Genomic DNA, 16,478 nt, shown 5'->3' with positions numbered 1-16,478 from the left:
GGATCGATTCCGGGGCCACGAGCGTTCATGTGCGGACCGCCCGTCGATGCCCCGTAAAGACTGCGGAAATGTAGCCGAAATCAGGGGCTCGGGCAAGCGTTTCGCCGGGTCCGGAAGGCTCGTAACACCGTATTTTCGGTGCCCGTCGCGGGCGCGTCCGGAGCATCCCAACTCGCGCGCTCCGGGGCCAGGATCAACGCGTTTGACGGCGGTCGCGGCGCGGTCGGCTGACGTTCGTCCATCGCGCGGCGCGCCGCGGCGTCCGGCAGCCGGCGCGCCCGCGACGAACGTCAGCCGACCGCACCGCCTTCGACGTGGAAATCGCGCCGCTCCGAGGAAGGTACGCCCGGCGTGACGATGAGCTCGCGCCGCGTGGTCGTCAGGAATACCTGTCCGCGCGCCATTCCGAGGAACATGAACAGCGCGGCGGTCCGGTCCGGATCGAGCTCGCTCGACACGTCGTCGAGCAAGAGGATCGGTTCTACGCCCCGGACGGAAGCGATGGCAGCGGTCTCTGCTGCCTTGAGCGCGAGCGTGAGGGCCCTATGCTGGCCCTGGGAGGCGACAACGCGGGCGGGGTGGCCATCGAGCTCGAGCAGCAGGTCGTCTCGGTGGGGGCCGTAGCCCGCGCTCGGCCGGTGCGCGTCACGGCGGCGGTGCTCGCGCAGCGCGTCGCGGGCCTGCTCGGCGTCGCCGCTGCCGCCCGGCGCGTACCGCGCGGCCAGCGTCAGGTCGGGCGCGGCGATGCGGGCGAAGGCGTGCGTGAGCTCCGGCGCCAGCGCCTGGACGGCGGCCTCGCGGGCGCGGGTCAGCGCCGCGCCATGGAGGGCGCAGAGCGCCTCGAACGCGTCGAGCTCGGCGCTCACCTGGGTCTGCGCGCCCCCGCCGCGGTGGAGCAGCTCGTGGCGCGCGCGGAGCGCCTGCGCATAGCGCGCCCGGTGGTCGGCGCTCTGCGGGTCCATGAAGAGCGCCAGGCGATCGAGCAGCGTGCGCCGCGCGCTCGCGGGCCCGGTGGACAGCGCGAGCTCCTCCGCGTGGAAGGCGACGACCGGCGATCGCGTCGCGAAGCTCGCCAGGCTCGGGGGCCGGTTGCCGTCGATGCGCACGACGCACCGCTTGTTCTCCACGGCGGCCGTCTGCTCGCGCGCGAGCGGCTGCAGCGCGTCCCGGCGCTCGACGAAGCGCGCCCGCGCGCTCGCGATGGGGGCGCCGTGGCGGACCAGCTCGGCCAGCCGGTGGGTGCGGAAGCTCCTCGAGGTCGCGGCGAAGTAGATCGCCTCGAGCAGGCTCGTCTTGCCCTGCCCGTTGTTGCCGGCGATCACGTTGATGCGCGGCGCGGGCTCGACGTCGACGCGGCCGAGGTTCCGGAACTCGCGGATGTGGAGCCGCTCGAGGAGGAGGCTCGGGGAGGGCCCCTCGGGCTCGTCGGAGGGCGCGCTCAAATCCGCATCGGCATGATGACGGCGACGTAGCTCTGCTGGTTCGACTCGCTGCCGGGCCGGATCACGGCGGGGTCGAGCTCGCCGGAGATGCCGAGGATGACCTCCTCGTCGTCGATCGAGGCGAGCACGTCGAGGAAGTACTTCGCGTTGAAGCCGATGGTGACCTCGGGTCCGCTGTAGTCGACGGCCACCTCGTCGAAGCCGGCGCCGGTGTCGGGGCTCTCGCTGGTGATCCGGAGCGTCCCCGGCGCGATCGACAGCTTGACGCCGCCGGTGCGGTCGTTGGCGGCGAGCGCGATGGCGCGGAGGGCCTCGGCGAACGCGACGCGGGGGGCGCGGACCGAGCGCTCGGTGACCGACGGGATGACCTGCTGGTAGGGCGGGAACTGCGCGTCGACGAGCTTCACCGAGAACTGCATCCCGGCGATGTTGAAGAAGGCGTTCGGCCCGCTCTGGGTGATGGCGACCATCGGGGTCTCCTTCTCGGCGCGCGCCTCCTCGGCGAGGCGGCGGAGCTCCGTGATCGCCTTGAGCGGGATGAGCATGGTGGCCGTCGCGGAGCTGCCCGACACGGTCGCCTCCATCTTGGAGAGGCGATGGCCGTCGGTGGTCACCATCCTGACGCGATCGCCGGCCCACTCGAACAGGGCGCTGTTCACGTGGGCGCGGGTCTCGTCGGTGGAGATCGAGAAGTGGGTCCGGGTGATCAGGAGCGCGAGCTGCTCGACGGGGAGCTCCAGCGAGGGCGCGTCCACCGCCGGGGCGGGCAGCTGCGGGAACTCCGAGCCGGGGAGCCCGGGGAGCGTGTAGCGCCGGGGCGATCCCACGGCCTTGAGCGACGTGTGCGCGCCCTCGGTGGTGGTGATCTGGATCGGACCATCGGGCATGGCCTTCACGCGCTCCAGCAGGTCCCTGGCCGGGACGGCGACGGTGCCGCCGGTCTTGATGTCCGCGTGGGTCTGGCCGGTGACGCCGATGTACAGGTCGGTCGCGGCGACGCGGACCGCGTTGCCCTCGGCGGCGAGCAGGACGTTGGCGAGCGCGGGCATCGCGCTCTTTTTGTCCGCCACGCCTTGGCAGCGCGCGACGAGGCGAAGCAGATCTTTCTTGGGGATCACAAGGTCCATAGCCGACTCCGGAGCCGCTCCCTTTAGCAGGGTTATCGCCCGGGGGTGCGCTGGAAATGAGCGCTCGCGTGACCTTGCGCAACGCCTCTTCTTTCCATGAAATAGATAGATAAAGACATCGTCTTCGTCGTAGGCGCTGTGGAGGGCGGGGATAACTCAGAATGCGCAACAAATACAACGAGTTAGAAGCGAACGCCCTGGGGTAAATGGACCGTCCTCAGGGGTAGGTGGACAGGGGAGAGCTGGCGGATGGCCGATCTCCCCCGTTTTGCCCCCAGGGTTGCCGGCGGGGTTATCCCCAAGGATCCCCCAGGGGGCGTGCGGGGTGATGTGGAACCGAGCGCTGCTTGCGTGCTCTGCCCCGATCGCTGTGCAGTTCCGAGCGGCACCTGGATGGAGTATTTTAAATTGTACAGACTTGAGTTCGGTGCGGTGCATCCACTGCGGTAGCCACCACGATCTCGCGGTGGTCGTGTGTCCGGCGACCGGGCTGGTCGTCGCTCCGACCGATCCGCCGCCCACGCGCGCGGGCGCTCGCGCTGGCGCGGCTCCGTCGCAGCCGATCCATCGGCCATCAGCGCATCCTTCGTCGAGGGTGGCGCCGCCGTTGCTGAGGTGGCCGGCGGGCGTGGCGCCGAGCTCATCGTTGCGTGGCGCGCTGGCGCCAGGTGCGGAGCAGCGGGCTTTCGCGTCACGCGGTCCGTCGTCTGCCGTGGCGGGCTCGCGGAAGCCGGCGTGGCCCGGGAGCCGCGGCGTGAGCCCGACCTCTTCCGGTCGCTCGCTGCTCGGCCACGTGATCGGCGACAAGTACGCGGTCACCGCCATCATCGGGGAGGGCGGCATGGGCGCGGTGTACGAGGCGGAGCACCTCCAGATCGGGCGGCTGGTCGCTGTCAAGGTGATGCATCCGCGGGAGACGGAGAAGCGCGAGGCCATCTCGAGGCTGGAGCACGAGGCGCGGGTCGCCGGGCGGATCGGTCATCCCAACATCTGTGAAGTGTACGATATGGGGTGGCTCCCTGACGGCAGCCCCTACCTCGTGATGGAACGTCTCCACGGAGAGACGCTGGCGCAGCGGATCGAGCGCTGTGGTGTCGTTCCGCCGAACGAGCTCGTCGACGTCATGCTCCAGGTGCTCTCGGCGTTGGTGACGGCACATGATCGCGGGATCGTCCACCGTGATCTGAAGCCGGAGAACATCTTCCTCTCGGAGCGCACCGGCATGTTGCCGGTGGCCAAGCTGCTCGATTTCGGCATCTCCCAGGCCTCAGGCATGGATGGGGTGATGACGGATCTGACCCGCACCGGCATGGTGATGGGCACGCCGTATTACATGGCGCCCGAGCAGGCACGGGGGGACGTGGAGCTTGACCGCCGGCTCGATCTGTGGGCTGCGGGCGTGATCCTGTACGAGGCGCTGACAGGCCGGCGCCCGTTCGTGGCCCGCAACTACAATGCGTTGCTCGTCCAGATCGTCACGCTGTGGCACCGGCCGGTGACGGAGCTCGATCCGACGATTCCGCCCGGCCTCTCGCGCCTTGTGGATCGCGCCCTGGCGAAGGCGCGGGATGAACGATTCCAGAGCGCGCGGGAGTTCCTGGAAGGGCTGCGGCGGTTCAAGAACCAGGTGCCGGTGTCACAGAAGCGCCGGCTGGAGCGTGTTGCCGTTCAGAATGTCGTCGACGAACAGTCCGGCGGTGGCGCTCTGCGCAGACCGAGCGAGCCGGTCGCGGAGACGAATGACGGGCAGTCTCGAGACGATGAGTCGGAAGATCGACCGACGATTCCGTCGTTGAGCCCGCTCGAAGCGGAAGCGGAGCTCTCCGACGATTCCGAGGCGACCATCGTTGATCCGCCAGCGTTCCCGGAGGACATCACCACGGTCGTTCAGGGCGAAGGTCGCGCTCGAGGCGGCGACAAGAGCTGACGGGAACGCAAGCGCAGGAGCGAGGTGAGCGCTGTGAGGACGATCGAGCGCGTGGTGGCCCGTGGCGTCGTGAAGACCTACGGAGCGACGGCGGCGTTGCGTGGGGTGAACGCGACGATCGAGGCAGCGCGATTGACGCTCATCGAGGGGGCGAACGGGTCGGGCAAGTCGACGCTGCTCGGGATCCTCGGAACCGTGATCCGTCCCACGTCGGGCGCGGTGGACTACGAGCCGCTCGGCGACGATGTCGGGACGGCGCGCGGGACCATCGGCTGGCTGTCCCACGAGTCGCTGGCGTACCCGGACCTCTCCGGTCGGCAGAACGTCGAGCTGGCGGCCGGCTTCCACGGGCTGGACGCGCACGAGGCGTGGCGTCATGTGGAGGAGCGCTTCGAGCTCGGGAGCTTCGCGCTGAGGCCGCTTCGCACGTGTTCGCGTGGCCAGCGACAAAGAATCGCGCTCGCGAGAGCCCTGGTGCACCAGCCTTCGCTGGTGCTGCTGGATGAGCCGACCACGGGCCTCGACCGCGCAGGGGTGGCGCGGCTGCTCGCGGTCGTGGACGCGGAGGTGGCGCGGGGCGCCGCGGTGGTCGTGGTGTCCCACGAACCGGAGGTCTTCCGGGAGCGGGCGGCCGCCCGTCTCGTGCTGGAGCGGGGTCGCGTCGTCACTGGCGCTTCCTGACGAGGCGGGCCGGTCCTTCGGAAGTCCCGCGGACCCGCCGAGTGGGGCCTCGGACCGGAGCTCAGAACCGGCTACTCGGGTCCGGTGGCTCGGCTTGATTTCTCACGACCTCGGGGCTGCTCACCCCTTTAACGTGACGATGTCTCGCTACGACAGCGCGAGACACGCCAGGGCGACCTTCGCCGCGGCGAGCGATGCCGGCGCTGTTGGAGCGGCGCGCGGCATCACGACAGCGCCGGACGCAATGCCGAGCGCGGCGAGCTCCCCCGCGTTCGTGCCGGTGGATGCATCGGGCACTGTCGGCGGGTTCAGCACGATCAAGGCTGGCGGAAGACCAGGGGCGAGCGCACGGAGGGCGAGCGTGCAGCAAGCGACCTCGTGAAGGATGCCCAGCCGATCGAGGCCGACCAGGACGACGGCATCGGGCGAGAGTGCGCGCACGAGGTCTGCGTTCGTCAGTTCCGGTCCGAGCGGGGAGAGGAGCGCGCCGGCGCTCTCCACGATCGCGAGGGGAGCGGACTGTCTGTCGACCCACGCGGTGGCTACATCCAGCGAGATGGTGCGTCCGCAACGGCGCGCTGCCAGGTGAGGGGAGATCGGTTCAGCGAAGCGGTAGGGTGCTGGCTCGGGCTGGACCGAGCTGACGAGCGCCAGCTGCTCGGCGTCGGTCGTCGAGATGCCGTCGATGCCCGATTCGATGGGCTTCAAGCCGCAGACCTTGTCGCCGCGAGCTGCCAGCGCTGCGACCAGCGCGACCGACACGTGCGTCTTGCCCACCCCGGTCCCGGTTCCGACCACGGCGACCCGGATCCGTCCTGTTTCACGTGAAACAGGATGTCCCCTCATCGCATTGCCTCCCGGAACCCTGCGAGCGCACGCTCCACGTCCGACTCGGAGAGCGACGCGTTCGCCACGATGCGGAGCCGCGACGTGCCCGCCGGCACCGTCGGCGGCCGGATCGCCTGGACGAGGACGCCCTCGCTCGCGAGGCGCCGAGACATCTCCACCGCGGCCCCCGGCGACTTCAGGATCCAGGGGAGGATCGGGCCCAAGGAGCCGGCAAGCAGCTCGGCTCCCAGCGCCTGCAGACCGGAGCGAAGCCGGCGGGTGATCATCGCCAGGCGAGCCCGAGACGGGTCGTCCGCCGCCGCGCGGTGGACCCGCTCCACCGTAGCGAGCGCCACCACGGGACTGATGCCGGTCGAGTAAACGAAGCTCCTGGCGCGGTTCCACAGGTAGGTGCGCAACGTCGAGGAGCCCGCGACGAAGGCGCCGTGGAGCCCGAGCGACTTGCCGAGCGTGCCGATGAGAACGTCGGGGCGCACCCCGGCCTCGGCGCAGAGGCCAGCTCCGCGCGGTCCGAAGACACCGAGGGCGTGCGCCTCGTCCACGATCAACGCGGCATCGTGACGATCGCAGAGCTCACGGAGGCGGCGGAGGTCGGGCGTGTCGCCATCCATGCTGAAGAGCGATTCTGTCACCACCCACCGGCGGCGCGCGCCCCTGGCCCGCACGAGGGCGCTCTCCACCGCCTCCACGTCGACATGGCCCACCACCTCGACCGTCGCCCCCGAGAGACGACATCCGTCGATGAGCGACGCGTGGTTCAGCGCGTCCGACACGACGACATCCCCCGGCCTGGCCAGCGCAGCGACGGCGCCGACGTTCGCCGCATACCCCGAGGAGAACAGCAGCGTCGCCTCCACGCTCAGCCATGCGGCGATCTCCCTCTCGGCCAGCAGGTGGGCCTCGTGGGTCCCGCTCACCAGCCGGGACGCCCCCGCACCGCTCGCGGTCCCGACCTCGGAAGGCAAGGCGAGCCCGGCGTAGCCGAGGTAGTCGTTGGAGCACAGGACCAGCAGCCGGTCGGAAGCCGGGGCATCAGGAGGCGTGCGCAGCAAGCCCGCACGCTCCATCTCGGAGAGCTCGTCCTGAAGATGGCGAAGGGCGTTCACGCCTCCAGGCGTGGGGTCGACGGCCTGGAAAGCTTCATCCATGGGTGCAGGCATGCCATCTCCAGTCAGCGGCAGGGCCGCTCAGCGGGACCCCGCCAGGTAGGGCACTCCAGCTCAGCGCGTGCTGTCGTTCGCTCCGCTGGACGAGGGCGACTCGGGACCGGCGCCGAGGACCGCGTCGACCCGCTGCAGAATACGGCCAAATGCGTCCCGCGCGCGCCCCGCGATGACCGACGCCCGGGTCCGCTCCTGCTCGAGATCGTGCGCGAGCGCGATGGCGGCGAGCAACATGGCCTGGGGGGTCACGGCGCGGCCGGCGGGCACAACGGTAGCGAGCTTCTGATCGACGACCGCGGCGAGCCGCTGGAGCTCTTCGTCGCTCGCGGACGTCACCACGCGGTAGGTCTGACCTCCTACCCGTAGCTGCACTGTGCGTCGCGCCATTGCCCCCGGACGCTACCATGAACGCTAGCAGGCGCGCAGGGCGGGCTGCGCGGTGCGAACGGAGGGACCCACCGGCGACGGACGGGACGCATCGAAGACGAACTCCGGAGAGCCTCACGCAGCGCGGGGCTCCGTGCAGCCGAATTCAGGCGCGCTCCCCGCCAGCGCCCTGTAGCATCGCTTCATCATGGCCACCGCGGGCCGCCCAGCTGCCTTGGTTGCCACGCTCCTCGGAGCCGTTCTCCTCCACGGCGCAGCCCGTGCCGAGCCCCAGGCGAGCGCCGGCGTCACCGTTGGCCTTGCCGGCGTCGGCCTCGACCGGCAGCTGTGGGACTCCACGGTCTTCCACCTCGGGCTGCGCGGGGACGTCCTGTTCGGCCGCGCTGCCAACGACGACTTCGGCGTCGGTCCCTACGCCGAGGTGCTCACCCACGCGTTCGATGAGGTCCAGACCGGCGCGGGCGTCTCCGTGCTCGCGCCCATCCACGACTCGTTCCCACTGGTCCTCTCCGCGGGCGCCTACGGCCGGTGGAGCGACGACGCCCGCGGCGTGGAGCCAGGGATCGCCGCCGCCATCTTCTGGGGCGGACGCAGCTACAACTTCCACTCGCGCTACGGGATGAGCTCAGGGCTGCTCGCCCAGGGGAGGCTCGGGCTCGGCGGCTCGAAGGAGACCGCGGTCGTCCTCGCGGCGCAGCTCGATCTCGCGCTGCTCGCCCTTCCGTTCGTCTATCTCTTCGAGGCTGCAAAAGGGCCGTCGCCCGAAGCAGCCCCAGTGCGCCGCGCCAGACCGGCGCGGTGACGGGGGCTCGGGCCGGGGCCTGCGGGGAGCGCTCTACAGGCCGAAGCTTGCGATGTGATCGGCGCAGGGCTGACCGAGGTCACGACAGTCCTGAGGGCCCCGGGCGCCAGGGCAGGCGCCCTCGAGCTCCTTGGCGTCCTCGCACTCCTCGTTCGCGGAGCTGTAGCAGCAGTCCGGCGGAGACGTGTCGACGCACCGGCTGCAGGCGAAGCAGACCCTGATGGGGTAGGTCCACTCCGTGGTCTCGACCTCCTGGCCGCCCAGCGTCCTGCCGCGCAACACCACCGTCGCCCACACCTGGATATCACGCCGGAGCTGCGCGGCCTGCCCGCGCAAGGTGTCCATCGTGGCGCCGTCGATCAGGAGGACCTCGCTGCAGTTGTAGCCGGGGTCGCCGGACGAGCCCGGGTCGACCGTGCCGGTGATCGGAACGACGTAGCCCGGCGTCACGTCGTTGCCCTCGATGTCGGCGACACGAACCTCGGCCTCGTAGAGCTGGACGCGGGATGTCTCCGTCCGGAGGACGTCGGGGTCGCCGCGCTCCACGATCTGGTTGCCCACCAGGAGCATCGCGCTGTGGCTGCCCACATAGGCCGAGTCCACCGCATCCTCGGTCCAGAACGGTTCACTGGGGCCGCAGCTCACGGTGCAGTCCCCCGTCTCCGCCATCCGCATGCGGATGAACAGGCTGCTCTCGTTGTCGGCGCATGCAGACCCGAGCAGGCCACCCGACGTCGCGAGCAGCGCGAGCGCGCACAACCTCCTCGCGAGGCTGGGCGTTGCGTTCACGGACCCTTCTCCTTCATCAGTCATGTCCAACGCCTCCACCGCGGAAATGAACATCAGCAGCGAACAACGAGAGCCGCTGATGCAAGTCGACCTGCCGGATCGTACTGCGCGAGCCGACCCACGGCCGGGGCGAAAAGAGTAGCGGGTCAGGCCGCCGACCGGCAAATTCGCGATGGTCGTCGCCGTCCGAAGAGCGACATCACCGCGCCTCGCGGGAACCACGCGTGAGCTCCAGATACGCTACGATGCCGCCGGCCAGATGAGCAAACCCGAGGAGAGCGGCGCCGTCGGCGAGTGGAGTCGCCTCGCGATCACCGAGCGCGCCGAAGGCGTCCGCATCTCGGTCCAGGTGCGCCCGAAGTCGTCGCGCTCGGCCATCGTCGGGGTGCGCGAGGGCGCGCTCGACGTGTCGTTGACCGCGCCGCCCGTCGAGGGCGCCGCCAACGCGGAGCTCGTCAAGCTGCTCTCGCGCGCGCTCGACGTGCGCCAGAGCGATGTCCAGATCGCCCTCGGCGCGAGCGGCAGGAGCAAGGTCGTCGCCGTCCGCGGGCTCAAGGAAGCCGAGGCGCGAAAGCGGCTCGCCGGGGCGAAGCGATGAAGGAAAACGTCGTCCGGTTCGAGAAGTGGGAAGGTCTTGGCAACGACTTCATCCTGGTCGAGGCGGTCCCGATGACCGCCGAGGCGGCGCGGCGCCTCTGCGACAGGCGGTTCGGCATCGGCGCCGACGGCGTGCTCGTGATCGAGCGCGAGCAGCCGCGCATGCAGGTCTGGAACGCCGACGGGAGCCGCCCCGAGATGTGCGGCAACGGGATCCGCTGCGTCGCGGCCTACCTCGTCTCCCGCGGGACCCCCCAGAAGGCGCTCACCATCGCGACCGACGCCGGCGACAAGCGGTGCGAGGTCACACGGGCGGGCGATCGCTTCGACGTGCTCGTCGGCATGGGCCGGGCCCGCATGGGCGAGACGCTCGTCGTCACAGCGCTCGGCGCGGAGCACCGGTTCGCCTGCGTCGACGTCGGCAACCCGCACGCGGTGACGTTCGATCCCTACACGGAGGACGCGATCGATGAGCTCGGACCGATCGTCGCGACAACGCCGGCCGAGGGCATCAACGTCGAGTTCTGCCGTGTTCGGCCGGCCGACCAGGGCGAGGCCGCGCGCATCGACGTGACCGTCTGGGAGCGCGGGGTGGGCCGCACGCTGGCGTGCGGCACGGGCGCCTGCGCCGTGGCGGCCGCGGCCTGCGCGCAGGGCCGCGCGCCGTACGGGGCGCCTCTCCGCGTGGCGCTGCCGGGCGGCTCGCTGCGCATCACCGTCGCCCCCGGATCCCTGGAGCTGCTCATGCAAGGCCCGGCGCGCCGGGCGTTCTCGGGCGAGGTGGTGATCGCGTGACCGCCTCGCTCGAGGGGGTCTGGGGTCCTGGCCGGGCGCCGGCCCACGAGTTCTCGCTCAAGGTGCTCGCCGTCATCGCCGACGAGGCGACCCGCACGCTGTTCTCGCGGGTCCTCACGTCCGATGAGCTGATGCTCGCCGGCGATCTCGCCGAGGGGATCGTCCTTGCCGAGACCGCCGCGCCCGACGTCGCCTTCATCGATGTCGGGCTCGGGGAGGGGGCCGGCCTCGCCATGGTCCACCACCTGAAGGCCCTCGCGTCCGAGGCCACCGTCTTCGCGCTGGCGACGAGGGCGGAGCTCGAGGCGGGCGCCCATGCGGTCGCGCTCGGCGGCGCCGGGCTCTTCCTGCTGCCGCTCGGCGGGGATGAGGTGCTGAACGCCGTCGGCTCGGTGCGCCTGCGCTTCGCCGAGCGGGCTCTCCGGATGCAGCTCGAGCAGGAAGCCGCGCGCAGCGCGCGCGCTGCCGGGTGGATCGCCCGCGTGGCCGAGCTCGCGGATGCGCGCGACCGCAACGCGGCGGCTCAGCAGCTCGCCGAGGTGTTCGTCGAGGCGACGGGCGCGGCGGCAGCCGCCGTCTACCTGGCCGCCGGAGAGCGCTCCAGCGAGCTGGTCCGCTCCGCGGCGATGGGGCCGCTCGACCGCGCGCCCGCCTACGGGACCGAGACCGACATCCTCGATTTCGCTCGGCGCGAGCAGCTCATCGTCGTCCCGCTGGCGCTCCGCAAGCTCGCCGCGGGGCATCTCCTTCTGCAAAAGGAGCCCGGCCGCAGCTCCGCGTTCCCTTCGGTCAGGCGCCCGGACAGCGCGGCCTCGACCCCGCGGCGCGCCCCGCTCCTCGACGGCCTCGTCAAGCTGCTCGCCACGCAGGCGACGACGGCGCTCGCCCTCCTCGGCGAACGCGAACGCTCGGCGGGCGGCGCCGCGATGAAGGATCCGGCGTCGAGCGCCTACTCGTTCGCCTACTACGTCGACGTCGCCGGCCGGGAGATCGACAAGGCCAGGCGGCACGGCCGCCGGTTCACGATCGCGACCATCGTGATCGAGCCGGATGCAGCGGCCGCACCGGAGCGCCCAGGCGACCTCGCCTTCTGGAGGACCACGCCGGCGCCCCCTGCGAACACGCACAACCCGGGTCAGGTCGTCGAGCACCTGCTCCGCGCCGTGCGCGACACCGACATCCTGGCCCGCGTCGACGAGAACGAGTTCCACCTGCTCATGCCCGAGACGGCCGCGCTGGAGGCCCACGCCTGCCATCGACGGATGCTCTCCCACGTCGCCGAGAGCGAGAAGCGGGCCGGGTACCTGCCGAAGGGCCTGCTCGTCGGGGTCGCCACCTTCCCCCATGACGGCCAGAGCCTCGCTCAGCTGCTCCGCATCGCCCGGCGGCGCGCCGACGCCACCAAGTCCTCGATCGTCCACCGCGTCCCTCAGGACCGGCGGAGCATCGGCGAGATCGTCAGCCTCCTCGTCCGGGAGTCCCCCGCGGCCGGCGAAGCTTCCGCGATCTCGGCGCCCCGCGCGCTCGATCTGTCGGTGTCCGATACGATCCTGCTCGCGACGTCGGTCGTCAGGAACGCGCTCCGCGGAGGCGCCGTGTTCCTGTTGGTCGCTCACCACGACGGGCTGAGCCTGGGAGCGCAGGTCAAGGCGCAGCTGGCCTCGCCGCGCGACGACGTGGTTGTGCACACCGTCGACCTCCGCTCCTCGCCAGGGTGCGAGGACATCGAGGCGCTCTGTGTCCTCGCGGAGCACGGCGCGTATGCCCTGGTAGGGCGCAATCAGGGGGGGTTCGTGAAGGGTATCCACGCCGCCGATCCGCTGCTCGCGGACTTCCTCGCCGAGCGGCTCGGCCGCGCGGCCGGGCTGCGGGTCTTCGGCTGACTCGGAGGGCGCCGATCCAGTGTCTCGCAGGGTGCTGTTGGTTGATTCGGACGTGGACGCGCTCGGCGCGCTCGCGTCGGCGCTCAGGGCGCGTGGTCTCACCGTGACCAACGCGAACGGCGCGTTCGAAGCCGTGGAGCAGGCGTTCAAGCGCCGGCCCGACGTCGTGCTCGCCGCCAGGGCGCTCGACGAGGACAACGCGCTCGCGGACGCGTTCGCCGCCGTCCCCGACCTCGCCGATACCCCGATCCTCTTCCTCGTCGACGGCGCCGAGGGCGATCTGGGCTTCGACGAGGTCCTGCGGGGCGATGTCGATCACATCGTCTCGCGGATCACCGAGGCGTCGCCGCGCGGCTCCAAGCCGACGGTGCCGCAGGAGATCCGCGGAGACCTCCAGCAGGTCCCGCTCGTCGACCTGCTCCAGCTGCTCGCGATGAACCGCCGGAGCGGCACCCTCGGCATCACGACGCCGACCGGGGCAGGGGAGCTGCGGCTCCTGGCAGGGGAGGTGATCGATGCCGTCTACCGCCGCCTCGAAGGGGAGAAGGCGCTTTACCGGCTGCTCGGCGAGCGGGACGGACACTTCGCGTTCTCACCCGGCGAACCGGCGAGCGTGCGCCGCATCATGGCGCCGACCTCGCGTCTCCTGATGGAAGCGCTCCGCCAGGTCGACGAGGTCCAGCGCCGGCGATCCGAGCTGGCGCCGGCCGGTGAGGCCTTCCTGGTGACCGAGCCCGCGAGCGACGATCTCGACCTGTCCCCGCTCCCGGACCACGAGACGTTCAGCGTCGACGCGACCTTCGGCGACGGCGCCGCGCCCCTGGCGAGCGCCATGGCCTCGCTGCCCGACCTCACCGCCGCGCCGACGCCGGCCAGCGACGTGAAGGGCAGCCGCGGCGGGTCGATGCCGCCGCCGCCCACGCTCCGCGCGGCGGAGCCGGCCGCGTTCAGGCTCGAGGCGCTGCGCACCCCGACGACGTCACCGCCGGCGCCCCTCGGGGAGCCGGCGGAGCGCGCGGCCGTGGCCGAGAAGCTGGCGGCGCTGCTCCAGATGCCGCACAACCTCGACGAGCTGCTCGACGAGATCAGCGGGCCGGATCTCCTGATCCTCGAGGTCCTGATGGAGCTCACGGCCTCCGGGAAGATCCGCCGCATCTCGCTCGCCGATCTCACGACGCCGTTCGCGCCGTCGGAGCACCTTCCCGTCCTCCGGTCCCTGGTGACCCGCCTGGCCCGGCCCGGCTTCGCCCCGCCGCCCCACCTCGTCATCGCCGCGAGCACGCGCCGCATGGCGACGCTGTCTCATGCGGTGCGCCGCATCGGAGACGCCATCGTCCCCGCCGAGCCTCCGCCGCAGGCGGCGATCCCGAGGCCGCTCGGCGTGATCCGGCTCGGCGACGGCGTGGAGCTCGCGCTGGTCGGCCTCCCCATCGAGGAGAGCTTCGCGCCAGCCTGGCCGCTTGCCCTGCACGGCGCGGCCGCGGTCGTCCGGCTCGGTGACGGCGGTGAGGACGCGCTGGCGGCGCACTGCGAGGCCCTGGAGCTCCTGCTGCTCGACGCAGAGGCCATGATGGGGCCGCTCGATCTCGCCTCGCCAGGACAGATCACGCTGCTCGTCCGCGCCGCGCTCGAGGCCGCCGCGGGCGTGTGACCGGCCGACGAAAACGTAGCTTCAGAACGGATCTTCCGGGTTTCTCGCCTCGGAAACCGGCGTTTGACTCGGTGGCTCACGGCGTTGCGAGGGCAGGTTTCTGCTATCGTCGCACACGCCTCGCTTCAGCAGTTCGGCGAGGAGAGGAGCGCGATCGTGCTTATCGGAGTCCCCAAGGAGATCAAGACACGTGAGTACCGCGTCGGCATGACGCCCGCGGGAGTCCGGGCCCTGGTCGGGCACGGGCACAAGGTCCTCGTGGAGTCCGGCGCCGGCGAAGGCAGCGGGATCTCCGACGAAGCCTACGGACGCGCGGGCGCCCTCATCGCGAGATCGGCAGCGGAAGCGTGGAGCGCCGACATGGTCGTGAAGGTGAAGGAGCCGCTCCCCGCCGAGTACGGCCACTTTCGCCAGGGTCTCCTCCTCTATACCTACCTGCACCTGGCCGCCGAGCCGGATCTCACCCGGGAGCTCGCCAGGCGAGGCGTGACCGGCGTCGCGTACGAGACCATCCAGCACGAGGACGGCTCGCTGCCGCTGCTGCGGCCCATGAGCGAGGTGGCCGGCAGGATGGCCGTTCAGGTCGGCGCCTCGTGCCTGGAGAAAGAGCGGGGCGGCAAGGGCGTGCTCCTCGGCGGCGTGCCGGGGACGCGGCGCGGCCGCGTGGCGATCCTCGGCGGCGGCGTGGTCGGCCGGAACGCAGCGACCATCGCGGTCGGGATGGGGGCGCAGGTCACCGTGCTCGACGTCCGCGCCGAGACGATGAGCTACCTCGAAGACGTGTTCGGGGGCGCGATCGAGACGCTCTACTCCAACGCGGAGAACATCGAGATGGTGTGCGAGCGCGCCGATCTCGTGGTCGGCGCGGTGCTCGTGCCCGGCGCCAAGGCGCCCCAGCTCGTGACCGAGGAGCACATCCGCCGCATGGAGAGAGGGACGGTCGTCGTCGACGTCGCCGTGGATCAGGGCGGGTGCATCGCGACGTGCCGCCCGACGACCCACGACAACCCGACCTACGAGGTGCACGGGGTCGTCCATTACTGCGTCACCAACATGCCGGGCGCGGTCTCGCACACGAGCACCTGGGCGCTCACGAACACGACGATCGGCTACGCGGTGGCGATCGCCAACCAGGGCATCGTCGCCGCGGCCAAGGCCGACAGGTCCGTCGCCCTCGGCATCAACACCCACGGCGGCCACGTGACGTACGGCCCCGTCGCGGCGGCCCACCGGCTGGAGTACGTGCCGGTCGAACGCGCGCTCGGCTGACCGGGAGCGCGACCTCGTGGCAGCCAAAAAGAAGAAGAAAATCGCGATCATCGGCGGTGACGGCATCGGCCCGTCCGTCATCGCCGAGGCGAAGCTCCTGCTCGAGCTCTATCAGGAGCGAGCAGGGTTGCCGATCGACCTCTGGGAGCTCGATCTCGGCGCCGACCGGTACCTGCGCGACGGGACGACCTTCCCGAACCAGATCCAGATCGCCATCCAGCGCGAGTGCTCGGCGGTGCTGCTCGGCGCCCTGGGTGATCCCCGCGTACCCAACCTGGAGCACGCGCGCGACATCCTCTTCGGCATGCGCTTCGGCTACGACCTCTACGCCAATGTGAGGCCCGTCCGCGCGCTGTCGGACCGGCTGGTGCCGCTCAAAGGCCGCACGGCGAAGGACATCGACTTCGTGGTGTTCCGCGAGAACACCGAGGGGATCTACGTCGGGATGGGCGGGCAGTTCAAACGCGGCACCCCCGACGAGGTCGCGATCAATGAGGACGTAAATACGAGGAAGGGCGTCGAGCGGATCATCCGCGCGGCCTTCGACTACGCACGCGCCAACGGTCGGACGCGGGTCACGATGGCGGACAAGTCGAACGCGATGCGGCACGCGCACGAGCTCTGGCTGCGTGTCTTCCACGAGGTGCGCGCCCAGTACCCGGAGATCCAGTCGAACCACGTCTACGTGGACGCCCTCTGCCTGTACGTCATCCAGGATCCCGCGCAATTCCAGGTGATCGTGACGAACAACCTGTTCGGCGACATCGTGACCGATCTCGGCGCGGCGCTGCAGGGGGGGCTCGGCATGGCGGCGAGCGCGAACGTGCATGCGTCCGATCCGGCGCGGGTCGCGCTGTTCGAGCCGGTGCACGGGTCGGCGCCGCCGCTCGCCGGCAAGGACATCGCCAACCCGTTCGCGGCGATGCTCACCGCGGGGCTGCTGCTCGCTCACCTCGGGTGGCCCGAGGAAGAGCGCCGCATCGAGCGCTGGGTCTCCCTGGCGCTCGACCAGGGGATGTGCACGGTCGATGTGGGCGGGACGCTCGGCACGCGCGCCGCCGGCGCATGGGTCCGGGAGCAGATCGCCGCCGAGCTGGGGCCGCCGTGAGGTGACCC

General features: G+C 71.0%; 15 protein-coding genes. 9 read left to right on the top strand and 6 right to left on the bottom strand.

What is annotated here, in order from left to right; genetic code table 11:
* Positions 1-290 precede the first annotated feature (290 nt).
* A complete protein-coding gene (gene recF, locus WMF46_RS43690; protein WP_437982632.1) occupies positions 291-1,442 on the bottom strand; it encodes a DNA replication/repair protein RecF in 1,152 nt (383 codons plus the stop codon).
* Complete coding sequence (gene dnaN / locus WMF46_RS43685) at positions 1,439-2,569, bottom strand: DNA polymerase III subunit beta (RefSeq protein WP_437982631.1); 1,131 nt, start codon at positions 2,567-2,569, stop codon at positions 1,439-1,441. Before dnaN ends, recF begins: the two co-directional genes overlap by 4 nt.
* Positions 2,570-3,362: 793 nt before the next feature.
* Here dnaN and WMF46_RS43680 point away from each other — a divergent pair.
* Together WMF46_RS43680 and WMF46_RS43675 are read left to right on the top strand one after the other, a co-directional pair.
* Positions 3,363-4,496, top strand: a complete 1,134-nt coding sequence (locus tag WMF46_RS43680; RefSeq protein ID WP_437982630.1) for a serine/threonine-protein kinase — start codon at positions 3,363-3,365, stop codon at positions 4,494-4,496.
* 24 nt (positions 4,497-4,520) lie between these two features.
* Positions 4,521-5,177, top strand: coding sequence for an ATP-binding cassette domain-containing protein (locus WMF46_RS43675; RefSeq protein WP_437982629.1), 657 nt, complete (start codon positions 4,521-4,523; stop codon positions 5,175-5,177).
* Positions 5,178-5,324: 147 nt separating this feature from the next.
* Here WMF46_RS43675 and bioD read toward each other — a convergent pair whose 3' ends face one another.
* From bioD to zapA, 3 genes are all read right to left on the bottom strand, one after another.
* Positions 5,325-5,975 (bottom strand): dethiobiotin synthase, encoded by a 651-nt coding sequence (gene bioD / locus WMF46_RS43670; protein ID WP_437982628.1) that lies wholly within the window; start codon positions 5,973-5,975, stop codon positions 5,325-5,327.
* Positions 5,976-6,019: 44 nt separating this feature from the next.
* Positions 6,020-7,174 carry an aminotransferase class I/II-fold pyridoxal phosphate-dependent enzyme gene (locus WMF46_RS43665; protein WP_437982627.1) on the bottom strand — a complete coding sequence of 385 codons (1,155 nt, stop codon included), beginning with the start codon at positions 7,172-7,174 and terminating at the stop codon, positions 6,020-6,022.
* Between the two features lie 72 nt (positions 7,175-7,246).
* On the bottom strand, positions 7,247-7,576 hold the full coding sequence (zapA, locus tag WMF46_RS43660; protein WP_012240768.1) for a cell division protein ZapA: 330 nt from the start codon (positions 7,574-7,576) through the stop codon (positions 7,247-7,249).
* A 187-nt stretch (positions 7,577-7,763) separates the two neighbouring features.
* On the opposite strand from zapA, the gene WMF46_RS43655 reads away from it, so the two are divergent.
* A complete protein-coding gene (locus WMF46_RS43655) occupies positions 7,764-8,378 on the top strand; it encodes a hypothetical protein (protein ID WP_437982626.1) in 615 nt (204 codons plus the stop codon).
* Positions 8,379-8,411: 33 nt separating this feature from the next.
* Here the strand turns inward: WMF46_RS43655 and WMF46_RS43650 are convergent, their stop codons facing one another.
* Positions 8,412-9,167 (bottom strand): hypothetical protein, encoded by a 756-nt coding sequence (locus WMF46_RS43650; protein ID WP_437982625.1) that lies wholly within the window; start codon positions 9,165-9,167, stop codon positions 8,412-8,414.
* A 259-nt stretch (positions 9,168-9,426) separates the two neighbouring features.
* On the opposite strand from WMF46_RS43650, the gene WMF46_RS43645 reads away from it, so the two are divergent.
* The 6 genes from WMF46_RS43645 (at position 9,427) to WMF46_RS43620 (ending at position 16,470) form a co-directional block, all read left to right on the top strand.
* Positions 9,427-9,765 (top strand): DUF167 domain-containing protein, encoded by a 339-nt coding sequence (locus tag WMF46_RS43645; protein WP_437546856.1) that lies wholly within the window; start codon positions 9,427-9,429, stop codon positions 9,763-9,765.
* Positions 9,762-10,559, top strand: coding sequence for a diaminopimelate epimerase (dapF, locus tag WMF46_RS43640; protein ID WP_437982624.1), 798 nt, complete (start codon positions 9,762-9,764; stop codon positions 10,557-10,559). Before WMF46_RS43645 ends, dapF begins: the two co-directional genes overlap by 4 nt.
* Positions 10,556-12,442 (top strand): diguanylate cyclase domain-containing protein, encoded by a 1,887-nt coding sequence (locus WMF46_RS43635; RefSeq protein ID WP_437982623.1) that lies wholly within the window; start codon positions 10,556-10,558, stop codon positions 12,440-12,442. Before dapF ends, WMF46_RS43635 begins: the two co-directional genes overlap by 4 nt.
* Positions 12,443-12,479: 37 nt before the next feature.
* Entirely contained in the window at positions 12,480-14,093 is a 1,614-nt protein-coding gene (locus tag WMF46_RS43630; protein ID WP_437982622.1) for a DUF4388 domain-containing protein, read from the top strand.
* A 156-nt stretch (positions 14,094-14,249) separates the two neighbouring features.
* Positions 14,250-15,362 carry an alanine dehydrogenase gene (ald, locus tag WMF46_RS43625; RefSeq protein WP_437982621.1) on the top strand — a complete coding sequence of 371 codons (1,113 nt, stop codon included), beginning with the start codon at positions 14,250-14,252 and terminating at the stop codon, positions 15,360-15,362.
* Between the two features lie 16 nt (positions 15,363-15,378).
* The gene (locus tag WMF46_RS43620; RefSeq protein ID WP_437742418.1) at positions 15,379-16,470 is read left to right on the top strand and encodes an isocitrate/isopropylmalate dehydrogenase family protein; all 1,092 of its coding nucleotides are present in this window, start codon (positions 15,379-15,381) and stop codon (positions 16,468-16,470) included.
* The last annotated feature ends 8 nt before the right edge of the window (positions 16,471-16,478 follow it).

The sequence above is a fragment of the Sorangium sp. So ce117 genome (genome assembly GCF_051524395.1).
Classification (GTDB): Bacteria; Myxococcota_A; Polyangia; order Polyangiales; family Polyangiaceae; genus Sorangium; species Sorangium cellulosum_B.
This window is presented reverse-complemented; position numbering and strand designations above follow the sequence as displayed.

What these genes read in the sequence shown, in the direction of transcription:
- WMF46_RS43665 (WP_437982627.1), bottom strand. Translation starts at nt 7,174, where the DNA reads ATGGATGAAGCTTTCCAGGCCGTCGACCCCACGCCTGGAGGCGTGAAC.
- WMF46_RS43655 (WP_437982626.1), top strand. Translation starts at nt 7,764, where the DNA reads ATGGCCACCGCGGGCCGCCCAGCTGCCTTGGTTGCCACGCTCCTCGGA.
- zapA (WP_012240768.1), bottom strand. Translation starts at nt 7,576, where the DNA reads ATGGCGCGACGCACAGTGCAGCTACGGGTAGGAGGTCAGACCTACCGC.
- dapF (WP_437982624.1), top strand. Translation starts at nt 9,762, where the DNA reads ATGAAGGAAAACGTCGTCCGGTTCGAGAAGTGGGAAGGTCTTGGCAAC.
- dnaN (WP_437982631.1), bottom strand. Translation starts at nt 2,569, where the DNA reads ATGGACCTTGTGATCCCCAAGAAAGATCTGCTTCGCCTCGTCGCGCGC.
- WMF46_RS43645 (WP_437546856.1), top strand. Translation starts at nt 9,427, where the DNA reads ATGAGCAAACCCGAGGAGAGCGGCGCCGTCGGCGAGTGGAGTCGCCTC.